The organism is Modestobacter sp. SYSU DS0875, assembly GCF_054050915.1.
On sequence record NZ_JBJHAH010000003.1, the window covers coordinates 99,219 to 118,470 of the forward strand.

General features: G+C 75.4%; 15 protein-coding genes. 8 read left to right on the top strand and 7 right to left on the bottom strand.

Annotated elements, in window-relative coordinates:
* Positions 1-20 precede the first annotated feature (20 nt).
* Both ACI79Y_RS02460 and pdxH read right to left on the bottom strand, forming a co-directional pair.
* Positions 21-1,319 carry an MFS transporter gene (locus ACI79Y_RS02460; protein WP_457156966.1) on the bottom strand — a complete coding sequence of 433 codons (1,299 nt, stop codon included), beginning with the start codon at positions 1,317-1,319 and terminating at the stop codon, positions 21-23.
* 131 nt (positions 1,320-1,450) lie between these two features.
* Positions 1,451-2,098, bottom strand: coding sequence for a pyridoxamine 5'-phosphate oxidase (pdxH, locus tag ACI79Y_RS02465; RefSeq protein ID WP_457156967.1), 648 nt, complete (start codon positions 2,096-2,098; stop codon positions 1,451-1,453).
* 141 nt (positions 2,099-2,239) lie between these two features.
* Between pdxH and ACI79Y_RS02470 the strand changes: the two genes are divergently transcribed.
* Positions 2,240-3,358 carry a citrate synthase 2 gene (locus ACI79Y_RS02470; RefSeq protein ID WP_457156968.1) on the top strand — a complete coding sequence of 373 codons (1,119 nt, stop codon included), beginning with the start codon at positions 2,240-2,242 and terminating at the stop codon, positions 3,356-3,358.
* 67 nt (positions 3,359-3,425) lie between these two features.
* Complete coding sequence (serC, locus tag ACI79Y_RS02475; protein WP_457156969.1) at positions 3,426-4,541, top strand: phosphoserine transaminase; 1,116 nt, start codon at positions 3,426-3,428, stop codon at positions 4,539-4,541.
* A gap of 55 nt (positions 4,542-4,596) precedes the next feature.
* Here the strand turns inward: serC and ACI79Y_RS02480 are convergent, their stop codons facing one another.
* The 3 genes from ACI79Y_RS02480 to ACI79Y_RS02490 form a co-directional block, all read right to left on the bottom strand.
* Entirely contained in the window at positions 4,597-6,075 is a 1,479-nt protein-coding gene (locus tag ACI79Y_RS02480) for a circularly permuted type 2 ATP-grasp protein (protein WP_457156970.1), read from the bottom strand.
* A gap of 49 nt (positions 6,076-6,124) precedes the next feature.
* A complete protein-coding gene (locus ACI79Y_RS02485) occupies positions 6,125-7,990 on the bottom strand; it encodes a S9 family peptidase (protein ID WP_457156971.1) in 1,866 nt (621 codons plus the stop codon).
* A 119-nt stretch (positions 7,991-8,109) separates the two neighbouring features.
* The gene (locus ACI79Y_RS02490; RefSeq protein WP_457156972.1) at positions 8,110-9,894 is read right to left on the bottom strand and encodes an N-acetylglutaminylglutamine amidotransferase; all 1,785 of its coding nucleotides are present in this window, start codon (positions 9,892-9,894) and stop codon (positions 8,110-8,112) included.
* A 304-nt stretch (positions 9,895-10,198) separates the two neighbouring features.
* Between ACI79Y_RS02490 and sepH the strand changes: the two genes are divergently transcribed.
* The 4 genes from sepH to ACI79Y_RS02510 all read left to right on the top strand — a co-directional run bounded on the left by sepH (position 10,199) and on the right by ACI79Y_RS02510 (position 15,583).
* Positions 10,199-11,167 (top strand): septation protein SepH, encoded by a 969-nt coding sequence (gene sepH, locus ACI79Y_RS02495; RefSeq protein ID WP_457156973.1) that lies wholly within the window; start codon positions 10,199-10,201, stop codon positions 11,165-11,167.
* A 161-nt stretch (positions 11,168-11,328) separates the two neighbouring features.
* On the top strand, positions 11,329-13,122 hold the full coding sequence (locus ACI79Y_RS02500; protein ID WP_457156974.1) for an ABC transporter ATP-binding protein: 1,794 nt from the start codon (positions 11,329-11,331) through the stop codon (positions 13,120-13,122).
* On the top strand, positions 13,119-14,987 hold the full coding sequence (locus ACI79Y_RS02505) for an ABC transporter ATP-binding protein (protein WP_457156975.1): 1,869 nt from the start codon (positions 13,119-13,121) through the stop codon (positions 14,985-14,987). Before ACI79Y_RS02500 ends, ACI79Y_RS02505 begins: the two co-directional genes overlap by 4 nt.
* Before the next feature lie 122 nt (positions 14,988-15,109).
* Positions 15,110-15,583 carry a general stress protein gene (locus tag ACI79Y_RS02510; RefSeq protein ID WP_457156976.1) on the top strand — a complete coding sequence of 158 codons (474 nt, stop codon included), beginning with the start codon at positions 15,110-15,112 and terminating at the stop codon, positions 15,581-15,583.
* Positions 15,584-15,654: 71 nt separating this feature from the next.
* Here the strand turns inward: ACI79Y_RS02510 and ACI79Y_RS02515 are convergent, their stop codons facing one another.
* Both ACI79Y_RS02515 and ACI79Y_RS02520 read right to left on the bottom strand, forming a co-directional pair.
* Complete coding sequence (locus ACI79Y_RS02515) at positions 15,655-15,864, bottom strand: hypothetical protein (RefSeq protein ID WP_457156977.1); 210 nt, start codon at positions 15,862-15,864, stop codon at positions 15,655-15,657.
* A 52-nt stretch (positions 15,865-15,916) separates the two neighbouring features.
* On the bottom strand, positions 15,917-16,726 hold the full coding sequence (locus tag ACI79Y_RS02520) for a TrmH family RNA methyltransferase (protein WP_457156978.1): 810 nt from the start codon (positions 16,724-16,726) through the stop codon (positions 15,917-15,919).
* Positions 16,727-16,888: 162 nt separating this feature from the next.
* Here ACI79Y_RS02520 and ACI79Y_RS02525 point away from each other — a divergent pair, with 162 nt between their 5' ends.
* Both ACI79Y_RS02525 and ACI79Y_RS02530 read left to right on the top strand, forming a co-directional pair.
* Positions 16,889-17,848, top strand: a complete 960-nt coding sequence (locus tag ACI79Y_RS02525; RefSeq protein WP_457156979.1) for an NAD(P)/FAD-dependent oxidoreductase — start codon at positions 16,889-16,891, stop codon at positions 17,846-17,848.
* Positions 17,849-17,930: 82 nt separating this feature from the next.
* The gene (locus ACI79Y_RS02530) at positions 17,931-19,205 is read left to right on the top strand and encodes a diguanylate cyclase domain-containing protein (protein ID WP_457156980.1); all 1,275 of its coding nucleotides are present in this window, start codon (positions 17,931-17,933) and stop codon (positions 19,203-19,205) included.
* Positions 19,206-19,252 lie beyond the last annotated feature (47 nt).

Here is a 19,252-nt window from a genome sequence, read left to right on the forward strand (position 1 = left end):
GCGCAAGCCCGCCGGAGGTGTCAGCGGTCGGCGCGCCCGGCCATCCGGGCCCGGGCCCGCGCCGCGACCTCGTCCGCGCGGGAGGCCCGGAAGAACCAGAACGACGGGACGGCGACGGCGACCACGGCCATCGCGACGACGATGACCACGCCGCCGGAGACCATCGCCGCGGTCACCCCGAGGCTGCTGGCCATGACGCCGGCGCGCAGGTCGCCCAGCCGCGGGCCGCCGGCGACGACCACGATGAACACGCCCTGCATCCGCCCGCGCATCTCGTCCGGCGCCGCCGTCTGCAGCATCGAGGAGCGCAGCACCGCGCTGACCATGTCCCCGGCGCCCGCGACGGCCAGGCAGAGCACCGCCAGCCACAGCGTGGAAGCCAGCCCGAACCCGATGATCGCCACGCCCCAGACCGCGATCGCCGCGAGCACCACGGCGCCCTGCCGGTCGACCCGGCTCACCCAGCCCGACGTCAGCCCCATCAGCAGCGAGCCGATCGACACCCCGGCGAACAGCCAGCCCAGGCTGTTCGCGTCGCCGGCGTAGGTCGTCTCGGACAGCTCCGGGAAGACCGCCTGCGGCCAGGCGAACAGCATCGCGATCACGTCGACGACGAAGGTCATCAGCAGCACCGGCTGGGTGCGCAGGAAGGCGAAGCCCTCCCCCACCCCGCGCACCGCGGCGCCCAGCCGCAGCGGGCCGGACACCCCCTCGGGCGGCAGCGGTGGCAGCCCGCGCAGCAGGAGGACGGCGGCGACGAAGCCCACCGCGTCGACCGTGTAGACGATCGACAGGTCGCCCAGGCCGATCAGCAGCCCGGCCAGCAGCGGGCCGACGACCACCCCGGCCTGCCGGACCGTCATCGCCAGCGCGTTGGCCGCGGCGACGCCGTCCGCGCCGACCAGGGCCGGGATGACGGCGCTGCGGGCCGGCTGGTTGACCGCGGCGAACGCCGACACCGCGGCGGCGAGCACCCACAGCACCCACAGGTGGCCGCGGCCGGGCAGCAGCGCCTGCACCGCCAGCAGCGCGCTGGTCACCGCGGCGCCGACCGAGCTGATCACCATCAGCCGGCGGCGGTCCATCGCGTCGGCGATCGCCCCGCCCAGCAGGCCGAACACCACCAGCGGCACCAGCGCGACCACCGACGTCAGCCCGACCATCAGCGACGAGCCGGTGAGGCTGTAGACCTGGTACGGGACGGCGACCAGCGTCATCTGCTGGCCGAGCATGGTGACCGCGACCCCGCCGAAGACCCGGCGGTAGGCGCGGTTGCGCAGCGGGGTGGTGTCGATCGCCCAGCCCCGGCGGCGCGGCACCGGCGTCGGCTCCTCGACCCCCAGCCCACCCTCGACCGGGTCGACCGGCGTCAGTTCGGGGCGTTCATGGCCATCTCCGCCCACGGCTTCGGGGCGTTCATGGCCATCTCCGCCCTGGTCGTGCGGGCCCGTCACGGGGCGAGGCGCTGCAGGACCCAGCCGCCGCCTTCCTCGTCGTCCCGCACGAAGACCAGCCGGTCGTGCAGCCGGTCGTGGCCGCCCTGCCAGAACTCCACCCGCGTGGGCACCACCCGGTAGCCCCCCCAGCTCGGCGGCCGCGGCACCGGCCCGTCCGCGGTCTCGGCGTCCAGCAGGCGCATCCGCTCGACCAGCTCGTCCCGGGAGTCGACGACGGTCGACTGCACCGAGGCGACGGCGGCCAGCTGCGCCCCGCGCGGGCGGGGGTCCCAGAGCGCGTCGGAGGCGGCCTCCCCGACGCGCTCCACGGTGCCGGTGACCCGCACCTGCCGCTGCTGGACGTGCCACGGGAAGACGACGGCGGCGCGCGGGTTGACCGCCAGCTGCGCCCCCTTGGCCGAGGCGTAGTTGGTGCCGAAGACGAAGCCGCCGGCGTCGTAGCCCTTCATCAGCACGATCCGCGCGTCGGGCGCGCCGTCGGCGTCGGCGGTGGCGACCACCATCGCGTTGGGCTCGGGCAGCTCGGCGGCGACCGCGTCGGCGAACCAGCGGTCGAACTGCTCGACCCAGGTGGGGGCCACGGTCTCCTCGGAGAGGCCCTGGGCGTCGTAGTCCCTGCGCATGCGGATCAGGTCGGGCACGCCGCCATGCTGTCACCGTTGCACCGCGCACCGCTGGGCGACCGGGTGCCCGGCTGCACGGCGGGCACCCAGCACGGCCTAAGTTGTGGACCGACCTGCACCGGCGTCCACCCCCCACCCGCGCGCAAGGGAGCATGCGAGATGGCTGACGACTTCGTCCCCGGCCTGGAGGGCGTCACCGCCTTCGAGACCACGATCGCCGAGCCGGACAAGGACGGCGGCGCGCTGCGCTACCGCGGCGTGGACATCGAGGACCTGGTCGGTCAGGTCACCTTCGGCCACGTGTGGGCCCTGCTGGTCGACGGCCAGTTCGGCCCCGGCCTGCCGCCGGCCGAGCCGTTCCCGATCCCGGTGCACACCGGCGACGTCCGGGTCGACGTGCAGGCCGCGCTGGCGATGCTCACCCCGATCTGGGGCTACCGCCCGTTGCTGGACATCTCCGCCGAGGAGGCCCGCGACGAGCTGGCCCGCGCCGCGGTCATGGCGCTGTCCTACGTCGCCCAGTCCGCCCGCGGCATCGGCGTTCCCGCCGTGCCGCAGAAGCGGGTCGACGAGGCCTCGACGATCGTCGAGCGGTTCATGGTCCGCTGGCGCGGCGAGCCCGACCCGCGCCACGTCGCCGCCGTCGACGCGTACTGGACCTCCGCGGCCGAGCACGGCATGAACGCCTCCACCTTCACCGCCCGGGTCATCGCCTCCACCGGCGCCGACGTCGCCGCCTCGCTGTCCGGCGCGATCGGTGCGATGTCCGGCCCGCTGCACGGCGGCGCCCCCTCGCGGGTGCTGCACATGCTCGACGGGGTCGAGCAGTCGGGGAACGCGGAGGCCTACGTCAAGGACCTGCTCGACCGCAAGGAACGGCTGATGGGGTTCGGCCACCGGGTCTACCGGGCCGAGGACCCGCGGGCCCGGGTGCTGCGCCGCACCGCCGAGCAGCTGGGCGCCCCGCGCTTCGAGGCCGCCCTCGCCCTGGAGCAGGCCGCGCTCAAGGAGCTGCGCGAGCGGCGTCCGGACCGGCCGATCGAGACCAACGTGGAGTTCTGGGCGGCGATCGTGCTCGACTTCGCCGAGGTGCCCAGCTCCATGTTCACCTCGATGTTCACCTGCGCGCGCACCGCGGGCTGGTGCGCGCACATCCTGGAGCAGAAGAACACCGGCCGGCTGGTGCGCCCCTCGGCCCGCTACGTCGGCCCGGACCCGCGCAAGCCGCAGGACGTCGAGGGCTGGGACACCATCGAGCCCCTCACCACCCGCGCCTGAAGGACTGCACCGCCCCACTTTCGGCACCGAAAGTGCACCCCGCCCCCGGACGTTGAGGACGACGAGCATGAGCATCACCATCCCGACCGAGCTGCTGCCGAAGGACGGACGGTTCGGGTGCGGTCCGTCGAAGGTCCGGCCAGAGGCGCTGCAGGCGCTGGCGACCGCCGGCGCCGGGCTGATGGGCACCTCCCACCGGCAGGCGCCGGTCAAGGGCCTGGTCAAGCGGGTGCGCGAGGGGCTGACCCAGCTGTTCGACCTGCCCGAGGGCTACCAGGTGGTGCTGGGCAACGGCGGGACGACGGCGTTCTGGGACGCCGCGACCATCGGGCTGGTCCGCCGGAAGAGCGCGCACGGCAGCTACGGCGAGTTCTCCGCGAAGTTCGCCTCCGGGGTCGCCGAGGCGCCCTTCCTCGACGCCCCCACCATCGTCAAGGCCGAACCGGGCTCGCTGGCGCTGCCCGCCGCCGAGGCCGGCGTCGACGTCTACGGCTGGGCGCACAACGAGACCTCCACCGGCGTGATGGCGCCGGTGCTCCGCCCGGCCGGGGCCGACGACGACGCCCTGGTGCTCGTCGACGCCACCTCCGGCGCCGGCGGGCTGCCGGTCGACGTCCAGCAGTGCGACGTCTACTACTTCGCCCCGCAGAAGTCCTTCGCCAGCGACGGCGGGCTGTGGATCGCGCTGATGTCGGCGGCGGCGCTGGAACGGGTCGCGGAGATCAAGGCCTCGGGCCGCTGGATCCCCGGCTTCCTGGACCTGTCCATCGCGGTGGACAACTCCGGCAAGGACCAGACCTACAACACCCCGGCCGTTGCCACGCTGTTCCTGCTGGCCGACCAGATCGACTGGATGCTCGGCCTCGGCGGGCTGTCCGGCGCGGTGGCGCGCAGCCAGGAGTCCTCGAGCCGGCTCTACGGCTGGGCGGAGGAGACGACCTACACCACGCCGTTCGTCACCGACCCCGAGCACCGCTCGCTGGTGGTCGGCACGGTCGACTTCGACGAGTCGGTCGACGCGGCGCTGGTCGCGAAGACACTGCGGGCGCACGGCGTGGTCGACGTCGAGCCTTACCGGAAGCTGGGCCGCAACCAGCTCCGCGTGGGCATGTTCCCGGCGGTCGACCCCGACGACGTCAGCGCGCTGACCGCCTGCATCGACCACGTCGTCGGCCGGCTGTAAGGCCCCGTCCGGAGGCTCGCCGCGAGCCTGCGAGGGGGACGGGAGGTCCTTCTCGTCACCCGAGCAGCCAGGTGTCCTTGCTGCCGGCGTCCTCGTCGGCGAGCAGGCCGTCCTCGTCGGTCGCGACCCGGCTGAGCGGGGCGGGCAGCACCCGGGTGCTGCTGCCGGCGACGGCGAACACCCGCAGGCCCGCGCGCCGCGGCCGGACCACCCCGTCGACGACGGTGGGCACCGTGGAGGGCTCGACGGGCTCGCGGACGACGAAGCGGTGCGGCGCGGCCACCACCTCGGCGTGCAGCTCGGCCAGCTCGGCGGCCGAGCACCGCGGCCCGTGCACCACGCCCTGCCCGGCGTAGCCGTCGACCGGCACGACGACCAGCTCGTGCAGCCGGTCGCGGACCTCGGCCAGGTGCGCGTCCTCGGCCAGCGACCAGCTGGGCACGCCGGCCAGCACCGGCTCCTCGGCCAGGTAGAAGCGGATGAGCTCGGGCACGTACCGGTGCAGCGCCGGGTCGTCGGCGACGCCGTTGCCCGGCACGTTGGCCAGGGTCAGCCGGCCCGCCCGCACCGCCTGCCCGGTCAACACGCCCAGCGGCGGACCACCGACGGTGAGGCGGCCGGCCAGCTCGCTCTCGTCGACCCGCCGGTACAGGACGTCGACTGGCACCCGCTCCCCACGCACCTGGACGGCGACCCCGCCGGCCGGCGTCGCCCACAGGGTGTCCGGGGTGGCCAGCGGCACGCCCATCGCCTCGGCGAGCAGCCGGTGCTCGAACCAGCTGGTGCTGCCCGGCCCGTCGCTGAGCACCGCCAGCCGGGGCGTGCCGCTGCACGCCGGTGGGGCCGCCTCGGCCAGGGCCGCCCGCAGCAGGGTGACCGCCCCGGCCGGGTCGGCCAGCCCACGCGCCTGGGCATCGGCGTACAGGCCGGGCAGCGCGGCCCGGCCGCTGTCCCGGTTGGCCAGGGCGTAGCCGATGCCGACCGGCATCCGCAGGTCGTCGGCGAGCACCACCCAGCCGTGGGGCCCCTGCACGAGGTCGCACGCCACCACGGTGGCCCGGGCCCGGGTCGGGGTGCCCAGGTCCACGGCCTCGGGGCGGTGACCGGGGCTCGCGGTGACCAGCCGGGCGGGCACCACCCCGGCGCGCACCACCTCCGGGCCGCCGTCCGGGTCGCTGCGGCGCCGGCCGGCGGGGCGGTAGACGTCGGCGAGGTAGGCGTTCAGGGCGCGGGCCCGCTGCTCGACCCCGCGCGCCAGGTGCGCCCAGTCGGCGGCCGGGAGCAGCCGCGGCACGGGGCACAGCGGCAGCGGGCGTTCGGTGAACCGCCCGTCGAGCCAGCTGCCCAGGACGACGCCGCGCATCCCGCGTTCCCGGCCGACCGCGAGAGCGGTGGCGGCGATCCCCTCGCCACCGAGCTCGTCCAGCACGCGCGCCACCGGGAACCAGTCCGCGCGCACCCGGCCGGAGGCGTCGACCGCCTCGTCGGTGGCGGAGCCGGGGTAGCGCGCGAAGACGCCGGCCGTCTCGCTCATCGCCGGGCGTCTCGTGCGGGATCGGCCGGGGGGCTGACCGACGGCTGGCTCACAGCCAGCGATCGAACCACTCCGTGACCCGCTCCGACAGGTGCAGCACGTTCTCCCGCCCCACGATCGTGTGGCCTTCCCCCCGGAAGAGGAGCAGCTCGGCGGGGGCGTCGCGCGCCGCGAGCGCCTGGTGCGCCTGCACCGACTCCAGCACCGGCACGTTGGTGTCCCGGTCGCCGTGGGTGAGCAGCACCGGGGCGCGGAGCCGGTCGAGCATCGTCATCGGTGAGATCGCGGCGAGCATGTCCCGGTCGGTGACCGGGTCGCCGTACTCGGTGACCGACGCCGCCGCCATCCACGGCTCTGTGCCGGCGAAGAAGGTGCGCAGGTCGCTCATCCCGGCCAGCGTCACGCCGGTGGCGAAGAGCTCCGGCCAGCGGGTCAGCGCCACCAGGGTCAGGAAGCCGCCGTAGGACCACCCGTAGGCGCCGAGGTGGCCGGGGAGCGCGATGCCGCTGGTGACCAGGTGGTCGACGGTGGCGGGGACGTCGGCGAAGGACGCCTCCCGGGCGTACAGGTCGTCGGCGGCCATGAAGGCGTGCCCGCGACCGCCCGAGCCGCGCACGTTCGGCGCGAAGACGGTGAGCCCGGCCGCGACCAGCGACTGGGCGAGCGGGGAGTACGACGGGCGCTCCTGCCCCTCCGGGCCGCCGTGGAAGCTGACCACGGTGCGGTTGGGGCCCTGCACACCCGGCGGGGTGTACAGCCAGCCGTCGAGCTCGGTGCCGTCGGCGGACCGGTACTCGCAGCGCACCGGGGTGACCAGCAGCCGCGGGTCGGGCCGGCGGGGCGTGGAGGGCAGCGGGGCCGGCTCGTCCCCGTCCCCGTCCAGGGCGACCCGGTACAGCGCGCGGGGCGCCGTCGGCCCGGTCAGCTCGGCCAGCAGGGTCCGCCCGTCGGCCGACAGCGACCAGCCGGGCATGACCGGCTGCGGCAGCGGCACCGACCGCACCAGCCCGCCGTCGGCGACCCGCCGGATCTCCAGCTGGGTGACGCCGTCGACGTTCCACACGCAGATCACCGTGCCGTCGAGGCGGACCGCGTAGGCGGCCAGGTCGGCGTCGGGCCGGGAGACGAGCACCTCCGCCTCCCCGGGGACGCGGTCCTCGCCGTGCAGCGGGACCCGCAGCAGCGCGGTCCGGTCGCTGCGGGGCACCCCCGGCCGGGGCGGCAGCGCGGCGCGCAGGAAGACCGCCGCGCCGTCGAGGGCGAACCGGCCGTCCTCACTGGCCGCGCCGCCAGGCGCCCCCAGCGGGATGACCCGCCGCTGCACGCCGGTGGCGACGTCGACGGTGACCACGTGCCGGTGCCCGCGCGGACCGCGCCGGGCCAGCACGGTGCGTTCGTCGGCGGCGACGGCGGTGACCGCGAGGAACCCGCCGCGGGCCAGCGTGCGGTGCGCCCCGCTGACGACGTCGACCAGCACCACGTCGGCGTCCGGGCCGTCGCCCGGGGCGATCGAGCAGACGTAGTGGCCCGGCTGCAGCGTCCAGCCGCCGGCGAACACCGTGGCGCGCGGGTCCTGCCCGGCGACGAGGTGCCGGTCGGTGCCGTCCGGGCGCACCGCCCACAGCTCGGCGCAGATCGAGCCGCCGGGGCTGACCAGGTAGGCCAGCCACTCGCCGTCCGGCGACCAGGCGACCGAGACGACCTCCTCGGCGGCGCCGGACAGCACCGCCGGCGGGGTGTGCTGGTCGAGGGCGGCCACCTCGAGCCGGGGCACCCCGGAGCGGTCGCTGACGTAGGCGACCCGGTCACCCGTCGGCGCGAGCGCAGGGGTCCAGGCGCCGGAGGCGCCGGCGATCTCGGCGATCGCCAGCCGCACGGCGGTGGAGAGGCCAGCCCGGCGCAGCACGTCGGTCATGGCATCTCCTCGTCAGCGTCGTTCGGGGGTCCGGTGCCGGTCGGAGGGCACCGGCAGAGTGGAGCAGACGCCGGCGGCGCACCCTTCCGCACCACGCCGCGAGGTCCGTCACACGCCGGTCAGCGGATCCCGTGCCGCTGCAGCCACAGCTCCAGCAGCCCCACCTGCCACAGCTGGTTGGCGCCCAGCGTGGTGCGGTGGGCGTTCGGGTCGGCCAGCAGCCGGTCGACGTGCTCGGGGCGGAACAGGCCCCGCTCCCGCGCCTCCGGCGCGTGCAGCGCCGCGCGCACCGTCTCCAGGTAGTCACCGTGCAGGTCGATGATCGCCGGCACCGGGAAGTAGCCCTTGGGCCGGTCGATGACGTCGGCCGGGATCACCTTCCGGGCGGCGTCCTTGAGCACGCCCTTGCCACCGTGGGCGAGCTTCAGCTCGGGCGGGACGGCGGCGGCGAGCTCGGCGAACTCGTGGTCCAGGAACGGCACCCGGGCCTCCAGGCCCCAGGCCATCGTCATGTTGTCCACGCGCTTCACCGGGTCGTCGACCAGCATGACCGTGGAGTCCAGGCGCAGCGCCTTGTCCAGCGTCGTCTCCGCACCCGGCCGGGCGAAGTGCTCGGCGACCAGCTGCCGGCTGACGTCGTCCGCGGTCAGCCACTGCGGGGAGAGCGCCTGGGCCAGCCGGCTGTGCGGCTGGTCGACGAAGTGCCGGGTGTAGGCGTCGACAGCCTGGTCCGCCGGGACGCCGGCCAGCGGCGGGTACCAGTCGTAGCCGGCCATCACCTCGTCGGCGCCCTGGCCGCTCTGCACCACCTTCACGTGCTGGCTCACCTGCTGCGAGAGCAGGTAGAAGGCGACGGCGTCGTGGCTGACCTGCGGCTCGGCCATCGCCCCGATCGCCCCGTCGAGCCCGGCGTGCACGTCGGCGCTGGGGATCATCAGCCGGTGGTGGTCGGTCTCGAAGGTCTTCGCGACGACGTCGGAGTAGACGAACTCGTCGCCCGAGCGCTCGCCCACCGCCTCGAAGCCGATGGAGAAGGTGGCCAGCCCCTTCTGCCCCTCCTCGGCGAGCAGGCCGACGACCAGGCTGGAGTCGATGCCGCCGGACAGCAGCACCCCGACCGGGACGTCGGCGACCATCCGCCGGCGGACGGCGACCCGCAGCGACTCGAGCACCCGCTCCTGCCACTCGGCCGGGTGCAGGCCGGCGAGCTCCGGACGCCGCTGGTGCACCGGGCGCCAGTACTCCCAGTCGGTCTCGGTGCCGTCGGGCTCGTAGGTGCGCACGGTCGCCGGCGGCAGCTTCCCGACCCCGGCCAGGATCGTCCGCGGCGCGGGGACGACGGCGTGGAAGGACATGTAGTGGTGCAGCGCCACCGGGTCGATGGTGGTGTCGACCCCGCCGGCGCGGACCAGCGCGGGCAGCGAGGAGGCGAACCGCAGCCGACCCGGCCCGCGGCTCAGGTAGAGCGGCTTGATGCCGAAGCGGTCGCGGGCCATGACCACGCGCCCGGTGTCCCGCTCGACGACGACGAAGGCGAACATGCCCAGGAAGCGCTCGACGCAGCTGCGGCCCCAGCGGTGGTAGGCCTTGAGCACCACCTCGGTGTCGGAGGTGGAGAAGAAGCGGTAGCCGGCGGCCTGCAGCTCGGCGCGCAGCTCCTTGTAGTTGTAGATGATCCCGTTGAAGACCATCGTCAGCCCGAGCTCGGCGTCCACCATCGGCTGCGCCCCGGCGTCGGTCAGGTCGATGATCTTCAGCCGCCGGTGGCCCAGCGCGACCGGCCCGGCCTGCCAGCCGCCGGAGCCGTCCGGCCCCCGCCGCTGCAGCTGGTCGCACATCGCGGCCACCGCCGCCATGTCGGCCACGCCGCCGTCGAACCGGACCTCACCGGAGATGCCGCACACGTGCTCCCCTTCCGCTCGTCGCGGAGGCGCCGCGCTGCGCCGTCCGTCTGACCACCATCCCCCGCGGGTGTTTCCAGCACATGACCCGGGCGGGGCTCGGCGCACGCCGAAGGTCCCATTCTGGTCGAGCCGTGGGCAGCCTGCGACCGCACCGTCGCCCAGGGGCGGGGGTACGGCCGGCTCCGTTGTCGAGCCGACGCGCCGGACCGGGCGTGTCCGTGGCGCGCGTCGCCCGGGCGGCCGATAGCGTTGCCCCGGTCCGTTCCCCCGGGCTCGCACCGGATCCTGCTGGAGGTCGCCCCTCATGCGCGCCCTGCGCCTCGTGGCTCTCTCCGACGACGGCAAGCACCTGGTGCTCGCCGCCGACGCGGTGCCCGCCGCCGACGGGTCGGCCCCGTCCGAGGACGGCGAACAGTTCCAGCTGCCCGTCGACGACCGCCTGCGGGACGCGCTGGCCGAGCACTCCCGGCGCCCCGGGCAGACCTCCGGCGACCAGCTGCCGCCGCGGGTGATCCAGGCCCGCATCCGGGCCGGGGAGTCCCCGGAGGAGGTCGCGCACGCCTCCGGCACCCGGGTCGAGCGGATCATGCGGTTCGCGTACCCGGTGCTCCAGGAGCGGGCGCGGGTCGCCGAGCAGGCCCGGGAGGCGCGCGTCCGGCTGTCCGACGGCACGCCCGGCATCCCGCTCGAGGAGTTCATGTCCGAGCGGCTGCGACTGCTGGGCACCGACGTCGACGCGATCCGCTGGGACGCCCACCGCACCGAGGACGGCGCCTGGCAGGTGCGCGCCGACTGGGACGCCGGCGAGAAGTCCGGCAGCACCCGCTGGCGCTACGAGATCCCCGCCAAGTCGGTGACACCGGTCGACGCCGCCACCACGGACTTCGCCGAGGGCACCCGGCTGGTCCGGGTCGTCCCGGACGTCCCCGCCGGCTTGCCGGCCGCGCCGGCCGGCCGCCGCGGCATCTCCGTGGTGCGTCCCGAGGGCGCCGACGATGCGGCCGGCGACGAGCCCGCTGCTGACGTCGACGAGGCCGACCCCGACCAGGCGTCGCTGGACGCCGAGCCCGCCACCGCGGCCCCCGTGCCCGCGGCCGCCCCGGCGGCCCCGGTCGACGAGACCGACCCCGACACCCAGGACACGGTGGTGCTCGGCCGCCTCGCCGAGCCGGACGGCGGCGACCACGGCTTCGAGTTCGAGGACGAGGACGACCCCCGGGCCCGGATCCCCGCCTGGGAGGACATCGTCTTCGGGGTCCGCCGACGCCGCTGAAGAAGTCGAAGGACCCCGTCCTCCTCACCCCTCGCACGCTCGGGGCGAGCCTCTGGACGGGGCCACCTGCCCCCCACCACTCGCATGCTCGCGGTGGGCCCCTGCAGGGAGGCCGTAAACCAGTCGGAACTGTCCGTCTCCGGGCATAGCCTGCGCTGGCCATGACCGAGACCGCCGCCCCCACCGAGCCCGACCGGGGGCGCCTCACCGCGCTCACCCGGCTGTGGCCCTTCGCGCGCCCCTACCGACGCCTGATCGCGCTGACCTTCGTGGCGGCGCTGCTGGCCAGCCTGACCCAGCTGGTGGTCCCGCTGGTCGTCCGCGGCATCGTCGAGGGCCCCATCGCCGACGGCGACCGCGGGGCGCTGGTGCCGCTGCTGGCGCTGGCGCTGCTGTTCGGGCTGGCCGAGGCCGCGCTGTTCTTCCTCCGCCGCTGGGCGATGAACGTCAGCAGCCTGCAGATCGAGCGCGACCTGCGCGACACGCTGTACCGGCGGTTGCAGCGGCTGCCGGTCGCCTTCCACGAGGGCTGGTCCTCCGGGCAGCTGCTCTCCCGCGCCACCTCCGACGTCGCCACCATCCGGCGGTTCGTCGGGTTCGGCGCGGTCTTCCTGCTGGTCAACCTGATCACGTGCGTCGTGGTCGGCGGCGTCCTGGTGGCCATCCACTGGCCGCTGGGCCTGGCCGTGCTGGCCACCAGCGCACCGCTGGTCGTGCTCGGGATGCGCTGGGAGAAGCGCTACAACACCCAGTCGCGCCTGGTGCAGGACGAGCAGGGCGAGCTGGCCACCGACGTCGAGGAGGCGGTGCAGGGCATCCGGGTGGTCCGGTCGCTGGGGCGCAGCGGGCTGGTCTTCGGGCGCTACGACCGCAAGGCGGTCCGGCTGCGCGACCTGCAGCTGGGCAAGGTCCGCACGCTCGCCCTGATCTGGTGCCTGTTCGAGTTCCACCCCCAGGTGACGCTCGCGCTGATCCTGGTCGGCGGCGCCCTGGCGGTGAGCAGCGGTGCGATGACCGCCGGCGCGCTGATCGGCTTCGTCGCCCTGTTCACCGTGCTGCTGTGGCCGATCCTCTCCCTCGGCTTCCTGCTGGCCCAGGCCCAGGAGACGGCCAGCGCCTGCGACCGCATCGGCGAGCTGCTCGACGCGCCGCTCACGGTCACCGACCGCCCCGGGGTGCGCCCCCAGCCGGTGGGCACGCCGGCCCGGCTGCGCTTCGAGCACGTCTCCTTCCGCTTCCCCGGCAGCGACGACCCGGTGCTGCGCGACGTCGACCTCGACGTCGCCCCCGGGGAGACGGTCGCGCTGGTGGGCGCCACCGGGTCGGGCAAGACGACGGCGACCGCGCTCGTCGCCCGGCTGTACGACGTCACCGGCGGCCGGGTGACCCTCGACGGCCACGACGTCCGCGACCTGCCGCTGGACCAGCTGCGCAGCGTGGTGGCGACCGCGTTCGAGGAGGCGACGCTCTTCTCGATGAGCGTGCGGGAGAACGTCACGCTCGGCCGGCCCGGCGCCGGGGACGCCGCGGTCGAGGAGGCGCTGCGGGTCGCGCAGGCCGGGTTCGTGCACGACCTGCCGTGGGGGCTGGACACCCGGATCGGCGAGCAGGGCCTGTCGCTGTCCGGCGGGCAGCGCCAGCGGCTGGCGCTGGCTCGCGCGGTGCTCGGCCGGCCGCCGGTGCTGGTGCTCGACGACCCGCTGTCCGCGCTCGACGTGCACACCGAGGCGCTGGTCGAGCGGGCGCTGCGCGAGGTGCTCGCCGAGACGACGGCGCTGGTGGTCGCCCACCGGGCCTCCACCGTGCTGCTGGCCGACCGGGTGGCGCTGCTGCAGGACGGGCGGATCACCGCGGTGGGCCGGCACGGCGAGCTGCTGGCCACGGTGCCGGCCTACCGCGACCTGCTCTCCTCGGCGCCGGAGCTGGCCGGGGCCGGCGAGGGAGGTGCGCGGTGACCACCCCGGGCACGGGCGCGGCCGCCGCGACCTCCCCCGGCGGGGCGCCGGCCGACGCGCACGCCGACTGGCGCGGCGTCGCCGCCGAGGACGCCGGCGAGCTGAGCAGCACGGCCAGCACCTTCCTGCGCGGCCGTTCCCGGCGGCTGCTGGGTGAGCTGCTGCGGCCGCACCGGCGGGCGCTGTGGGCACTGCTGGTGGTCATCGTGGCGCAGAACCTCGCCTGGCTGGCCGGGCCGCTGCTCATCGGCATCGGCATCGACGTCGCGGTACCGGCGCTGCAGGACGGGGATCCCTGGCCGCTGGTCTGGACCACCGCCGCGATGGTCGGCGCGGCCGGCGCCGACGCCGGGCTGCGCTACCTGTTCCTCACCGGTTCCGGCCGGGTCGGCCAGGAGGTGCTGCTCACCCTGCGCCGTCGGGTGTTCACCCACGTACAGCAGCTGCCGCTGTCGTTCCACGAGCGCTACACCTCGGGCAAGACGATCAGCCGGCTGACCAGCGACGTGGAGGCGCTGGCGGAGCTGCTCGACGAGGGCCTGGACGGGCTGCTCACCGCGCTGTTCAGCATCGTCGGCATCGGCGTCGTCCTGCTGGTGCTCGACCTGCCCCTCGGGCTGGTCGCGCTGCTCGGCTTCCCCGCGCTGTTCCTCATCGGCCGCTGGTTCCAGCGCAACTCGACCATCGCCTACCGGCGCACACGGGAGACCGTCGCCGCGCTGATCGTGCAGTTCACCGAGACCTTCGGTGGCATCCGCGCGGTCCAGGCGTTCCGCCGCGAGCCCCGCAACGACGAGCTGCACTCCGAGCTGAACGAGGCCAACCGGCGGGCCCACCACCACGCCTTCTGGCTGATCGCCGTCTTCGTCCCGGCGGTCACCACGGTGGCCAACCTGGTCACCGTCGCCGTGCTCGGTTTCGGCGCGCTCCGGGTGATGGACGGCGACCTCGCGGTCGGCGTGCTGCTGTCCTTCCTGCTCTACCTGCGCCGGTTCTTCGACCCGCTGCAGGACATCGCGATGTTCTACAACAGCTACCAGTCGGCCAGCGCCGCGCTGGAGAAGCTCTCCGGGGTGCTGGAGGAGCGCTCCACGGTGCCCGATCCGGCCGACCCCACCCCGCTGCCGCACCCCGCCGGCGAGCTGGTGTTCGACGGGGTCCGCTTCGGCTACGGCGCGGCCACGGTGCTCCCGGAGCTGGACCTGACCATCCCGGCCGGGCAGACGGTGGCCCTGGTCGGCGCCACCGGCGCGGGGAAGTCGACGCTGGCCCGGCTGGCCGCCCGGTTCTACGACCCGCTGGCCGGGCAGGTGCGGCTGGACGGGGTGCCGCTGGACCGGCTGTCCGACGCCGACCTGCGCCGTGCGGTGGTCATGGTGACCCAGGAGAGCTTCCTGTTCTCCGGCTCGATCGCCGACAACATCGCGTTCGGCCGCCCCGACGCCACCCGCGCCGAGGTCGAGGAGGCCGCCCGGGCCATCGGCGCCGACTCCTTCATCCGGTCGCTGCCGGAGGGGTACGACACCGACGTGCGCAAGCGCGGCGGCCGGCTGTCGGCCGGGCAGCGGCAGCTGGTCAGCTTCGCCCGCGCCTTCCTCGCCGACCCGGCGGTGCTGGTGCTCGACGAGGCCACCAGCTCCCTCGACGTGCCCAGCGAGCGGCTGGTGCAGCGCGCTCTGCAGACGCTGCTGGCCGACCGGACCGCGCTGATCATCGCCCACCGGCTGTCCACCGTGGAGATCGCCGACCGGGTGCTGGTGATGGAGGCCGGCCGGGTGGTCGAGGACGGCAGGCCGGCCGAGCTGATCGGCGGCACCGGCCGGTTCGCCGGGCTGCACCGCGCCTGGGCCGACAGCCTCGCCTGAGGAACACGCGTGTCCGGCGAAGATCGTTCGGGTACTGAACGGTTCGTCGTCCGCGGTGGACGCACGGGTGGCCGGATCCTCCGGTCGCCGCCGCCACTGGACCGACCGGAACGGAGGAAGACGTGTCAGCTTCGGTCTCGATGCCCCTCGGCGGTGTGCAGGTGGGGTCCTACGACGACTACCAGCAGGCCCAGCGTGCGGTGGACCACCTCTCCGACCAGAAGTTCCCGGTGGAGAACGTGACGATCATCGGCAGCGACCTGCGACTGGTGGAGAAGGTGACCGGCCGGCTCACCTGGGGGCGGGCGATCGGCGCGGGCGCGGCCAGCGGTGCCTGGTTCGGTCTGTTCGTCGGCCTGCTGCTGGGCATCTTCGCGCCCGACGGCAGCAGCTGGATCGGCTCGGTGCTCACCGGCCTGCTGATCGGTCTGGTGTTCGGCGCGGTGTTCGCCGCGGTGGGCTACGCGGCCACCGGCGGCCGGCGCGACTTCACCAGCACCAGCCAGACGGTCGCCGCCCGCTACGACGTGATGTGCCACCCGCAGTTCGCCGAGGAGGCCCGCGCCGAGCTGGCGCGGCTGTCCCTGCGCGGCTGAGGGAGGACCCCCTGCCCCCACCGCCGCACGCTCGCGGCAGGACCCGGCAGGGGGCCCACCTCGGCGGTGGCTCAGCTCCCGCCCAGGCCGATGCCGCCGCGCTGGCCCTGGGCGTCGGCACCGCGGTGGGCGTCGACGTTCCCGCGGACTGCGCTGCGGCCCACGCGGCCGGAGATGTCGCCGTTCACCTGGGCGCCGCGGGCCCGGGCGCGCCGGTCCATCCACCACGCGCCACCCAGCAGCACGACGAGCACCAGCCCGGCGACCACCCAGAACGTCATGGCGGAACGGTAGGGGCCCGGAACGCCGAGCGCCAGTGCCCCAGCCGACGGATCAGCGCAGCGTGGCGAAGGCGATCGCCGCTGCGGCGGCCACGCCCAGGGAGTCCACGCCGCTGCGCATCGGGATCCGGGCGCGCACCTGCGCCGCCGCCTGGGCCTCCGCGGTGAGGCCGGGCCCCTCCGCGCCGAGCAGCACCGCGGTGCGCGGGTGCGCGACCGGGTCGACCTCGGCCAGGTCCACCGCATCCGGCGCGGGCGTGAGCGCGACGGTGCGGTAGCCCGCCGCGTGCAGCTGCTCGAGACCGGCCGGCCAGTCCGGCAGCACCGCGAACGGCAGCGACAGCACGTGCCCCATCGAGACCCGCACCGCCCGCCGGTACAGGGGATCGGCGCAGCGCGGGTCGAGCAGCAGTCCGTCGACGCCCAGCGCCACCGCCGAGCGGGCGATCGAGCCGAGGTTCTCGTGGTCGTTGAGCGCCTCGAGCACCGCCAGCCGCCGGGGCGCCGCGGGATCCGGGCCGGCGAGCAGCTCCGGCAGCGGCGTCGGTGGGCGGCGGTCCGCGGAGGCCAGCACGCCGCGGGTGAGCCGGAACCCGATGACGTCGGAGAGCACCCACTTGTCCGCCTCGTACGCCGCGACGTCGTCCGGGAGGCCCAGCGCGGCCACCCGACCGGGCACCCCGAACACCGCGCGCACCCGGTACGGCGAGGCGAGCAGCCGCTCCACGGCCGGGACGCCCTCCACGATCACCGGCCCGGTGCCCCGCTCCGTGCCGGGGCGGCGGTCCCCGGCGACGAGGTCCCGGAAGTCGGCGACCCGCTCGTCGGCCGGGTCGGTGATCAGCACGGGTTCGACGGGCACGCGCCGATCATCCCCGCCGCCGTCCGCCCGGGATCAGGTGACCTGATCGTGCGTGCTCCTGGCTCACGCTGGGAGGTGAGTCAGGAGCAGGCACGGTGAGCTGAGCTGATCCCGGAGCGGCCACAGCGGGCGGGACGGCGCCCCGCCCCGCAGGATCGCCTCGTGGACTCCCTGAGCACCGTGGTCGTCGGCGCGGGCATCTCCGGCATCGCCTGCGCCCGGGCCCTCGCGGCAGCCGGCCGGCCGGTGCGGGTGCTCGACCGGGGGCGCCGGCCGGGCGGGCGGATGGGTGGCCGCACCCTGCACGGGCGCCCCGTCGACCTGGGCGCCTCGTACCTCACCGCGGGCGACGACTCCCCGCTCCGCCCCGTCGTCGACGACTGGGTGCGCCGCGGGCTGGCCCACCCGTGGACCGACACCTTCGCCGTCGCCGGCCCGGACGGGATCGAGCGGACCACCACCGGGCCGGTGCGCTACGGCACCGCGGGCGGGCTGCGCAGCCTCGTCGTCGACCTGGCCGAGGGGCTGGACGTGGTCACCGAGCGCACGGTGACGGCGGTGACCGGTGGCAGCACACCCACGGTGGACGGCGACCCGGTGGCCGCGGCGGTGCTGGCGGTGCCCGACCCGCAGGCGGCCCGGCTGCTGCCCGCCGATGACCCGGTGCGTGCCCGGCTGGACACCGACGGCTGGCGCCCGGCGGTCGCCGTCGCCCTCGGCTGGCCCGACCGGCGCTGGCCGGCCGACCTGCACGGCGTCTTCGTGCACGACCACCCGGACCTGGAGTGGATCGCCGACGACGGCGCCCGGCGGGGCGACGGGGCCCCGGTGCTGGTCGCGCACACGACCGCCGAGCTCACCGCCCGGCACCTGGACGACCCGGCGGGCGTGGTCCCCGCGGTGGTCGCCGCGGTCCGGCACGTGCTCGCCGTGGCCGGCGCCCCGGACTGGGCGCACACCCACCGCTGGGCGATGGCGCGGCCGGAGTCACCGCGGGGGGAGCCGTTCCTGCTCGCCGAGGGCCTCGGGGTGTGCGGCGACGGCTGGTCCGCACCGCCGAAGGTGGAGAGCGCCTTCCGCTCCGGCACCGAGCTCGGCCGCGCACTGACCGCGCCCCGCTGACCGCGCGCGAGGCCCACCCGCCCGGGGGAGATCGCCGGCGACGGGCCTGCGGCAGCGCGCCGATCGGGCCGATGCTCCCCCGGTGTCGAGCCGCACCCCACCCGAGGCCGGGGGACATCCCGCCCGGTGGGGCGTCTTCCCGCGGCTCGCCGTGGGCATGGCACTGCTGGGCCTGGCTGTCGGCGCGGTGTTCCCGCTGTTCGCCGAGCTCCTGGGCGTACCGGCCCGGTACGCCACCGCCCCCTCCTTCCGCACCGCCTGCCTGGCCGCCGGGCTGGTGCTCGGCGGCGCCAACTGGTGGCTGGCGCGGGTGGTCATCGGCCGTCGGCTGCGGGTGTTCGCCGACCGGCTCACCGCCGTGGCCCGGACCGTCGGCGACCCGATGGCCGGGGACCACGTGAGCACCACCGCGCTGAGGCTGCCGGTCGAGTCGGCCGATGACCTGGGGGCCACGGCCACCGCCTTCAACGCCCTCCTCACCGCCCTGGACCGGGAACGCCGCTTCCGGTCGGTGGTGCACGCCACCAGCGACGTGCTGGCCCTGCTCGACCCGGCCGGCGAGATCGCCTTCGTCTCCGACTCGGTCACCGACGTCCTCGGCTGGTCGCGGGCGGACGTCCTCGGCCGCCGGGTGGACCACCTGCTGCACGACGAGGACGCCGACCTGTTCACCCCCGACGGCCACCCGGTCACCCGCGACCAGGACCGGTCGCAGGTCTTCGTCGTGCAGGCCCGGCACCGGAACGGCGGCTGGCGGCACCTGGAGGTCAGCTCCGCCGACCGCCGCGACGACCCGGTGATCGGCGGGGTGCTGCTGACCGCCCGCGACGTCACCGAGCGCCTCGAGCTGCAGCGCCGGCTGTCGTTCCAGGCCACCCACGACGACCTCACCGGCCTGCCGAACCGGGCCGCGGTGCTCGACCGGGCCGATGCGCTCCTCGCCGACCCCCGCGGCCGCGGCCGGCTGGCGGTGGTCTTCCTGGACCTCGACGGGTTCAAGGAGGTCAACGACACCCTCGGCCACGGGCACGGCGACCAGCTGCTGGCCCAGGTGGGGCCCCGGCTGCGGCCGCTCGTGCGCGACGGCGACCTGGTGGGCCGGCTCGGCGGCGACGAGTTCGCCGTCCTGATGCCGGGCGTCAGCGCCGCGGAGGCGGTCGCGGCCGCCACCCGGCTGCGGGCGGCGCTGCGGCTGCCGTTCCCGGTGGAGGGGCGTGCGCTCGACGTCGGCGCGAGCCTCGGCATCGCCGTCTCCGGGCCGGGCGCCGCCGACACGGAGACGCTGTTCCGCCAGGCCGACATCGCGATGTACCGCGCCAAGACCGGCCGCACGGGGGTCGCGCTCTTCACCCCTTGACCGCTCCCAGCGAACTCACCTAGCGTTGAGTTCATCAGCCGTTGAGT

Coding starts and splice junctions, on each gene's coding strand:
- ACI79Y_RS02470 (WP_457156968.1), top strand. CDS start 2,240: ATGGCTGACGACTTCGTCCCCGGCCTGGAGGGCGTCACCGCCTTCGAG.
- serC (WP_457156969.1), top strand. CDS start 3,426: ATGAGCATCACCATCCCGACCGAGCTGCTGCCGAAGGACGGACGGTTC.
- ACI79Y_RS02480 (WP_457156970.1), bottom strand. CDS start 6,075: ATGAGCGAGACGGCCGGCGTCTTCGCGCGCTACCCCGGCTCCGCCACC.
- ACI79Y_RS02485 (WP_457156971.1), bottom strand. CDS start 7,990: ATGACCGACGTGCTGCGCCGGGCTGGCCTCTCCACCGCCGTGCGGCTG.
- sepH (WP_457156973.1), top strand. CDS start 10,199: ATGCGCGCCCTGCGCCTCGTGGCTCTCTCCGACGACGGCAAGCACCTG.
- ACI79Y_RS02500 (WP_457156974.1), top strand. CDS start 11,329: ATGACCGAGACCGCCGCCCCCACCGAGCCCGACCGGGGGCGCCTCACC.
- ACI79Y_RS02515 (WP_457156977.1), bottom strand. CDS start 15,864: ATGACGTTCTGGGTGGTCGCCGGGCTGGTGCTCGTCGTGCTGCTGGGT.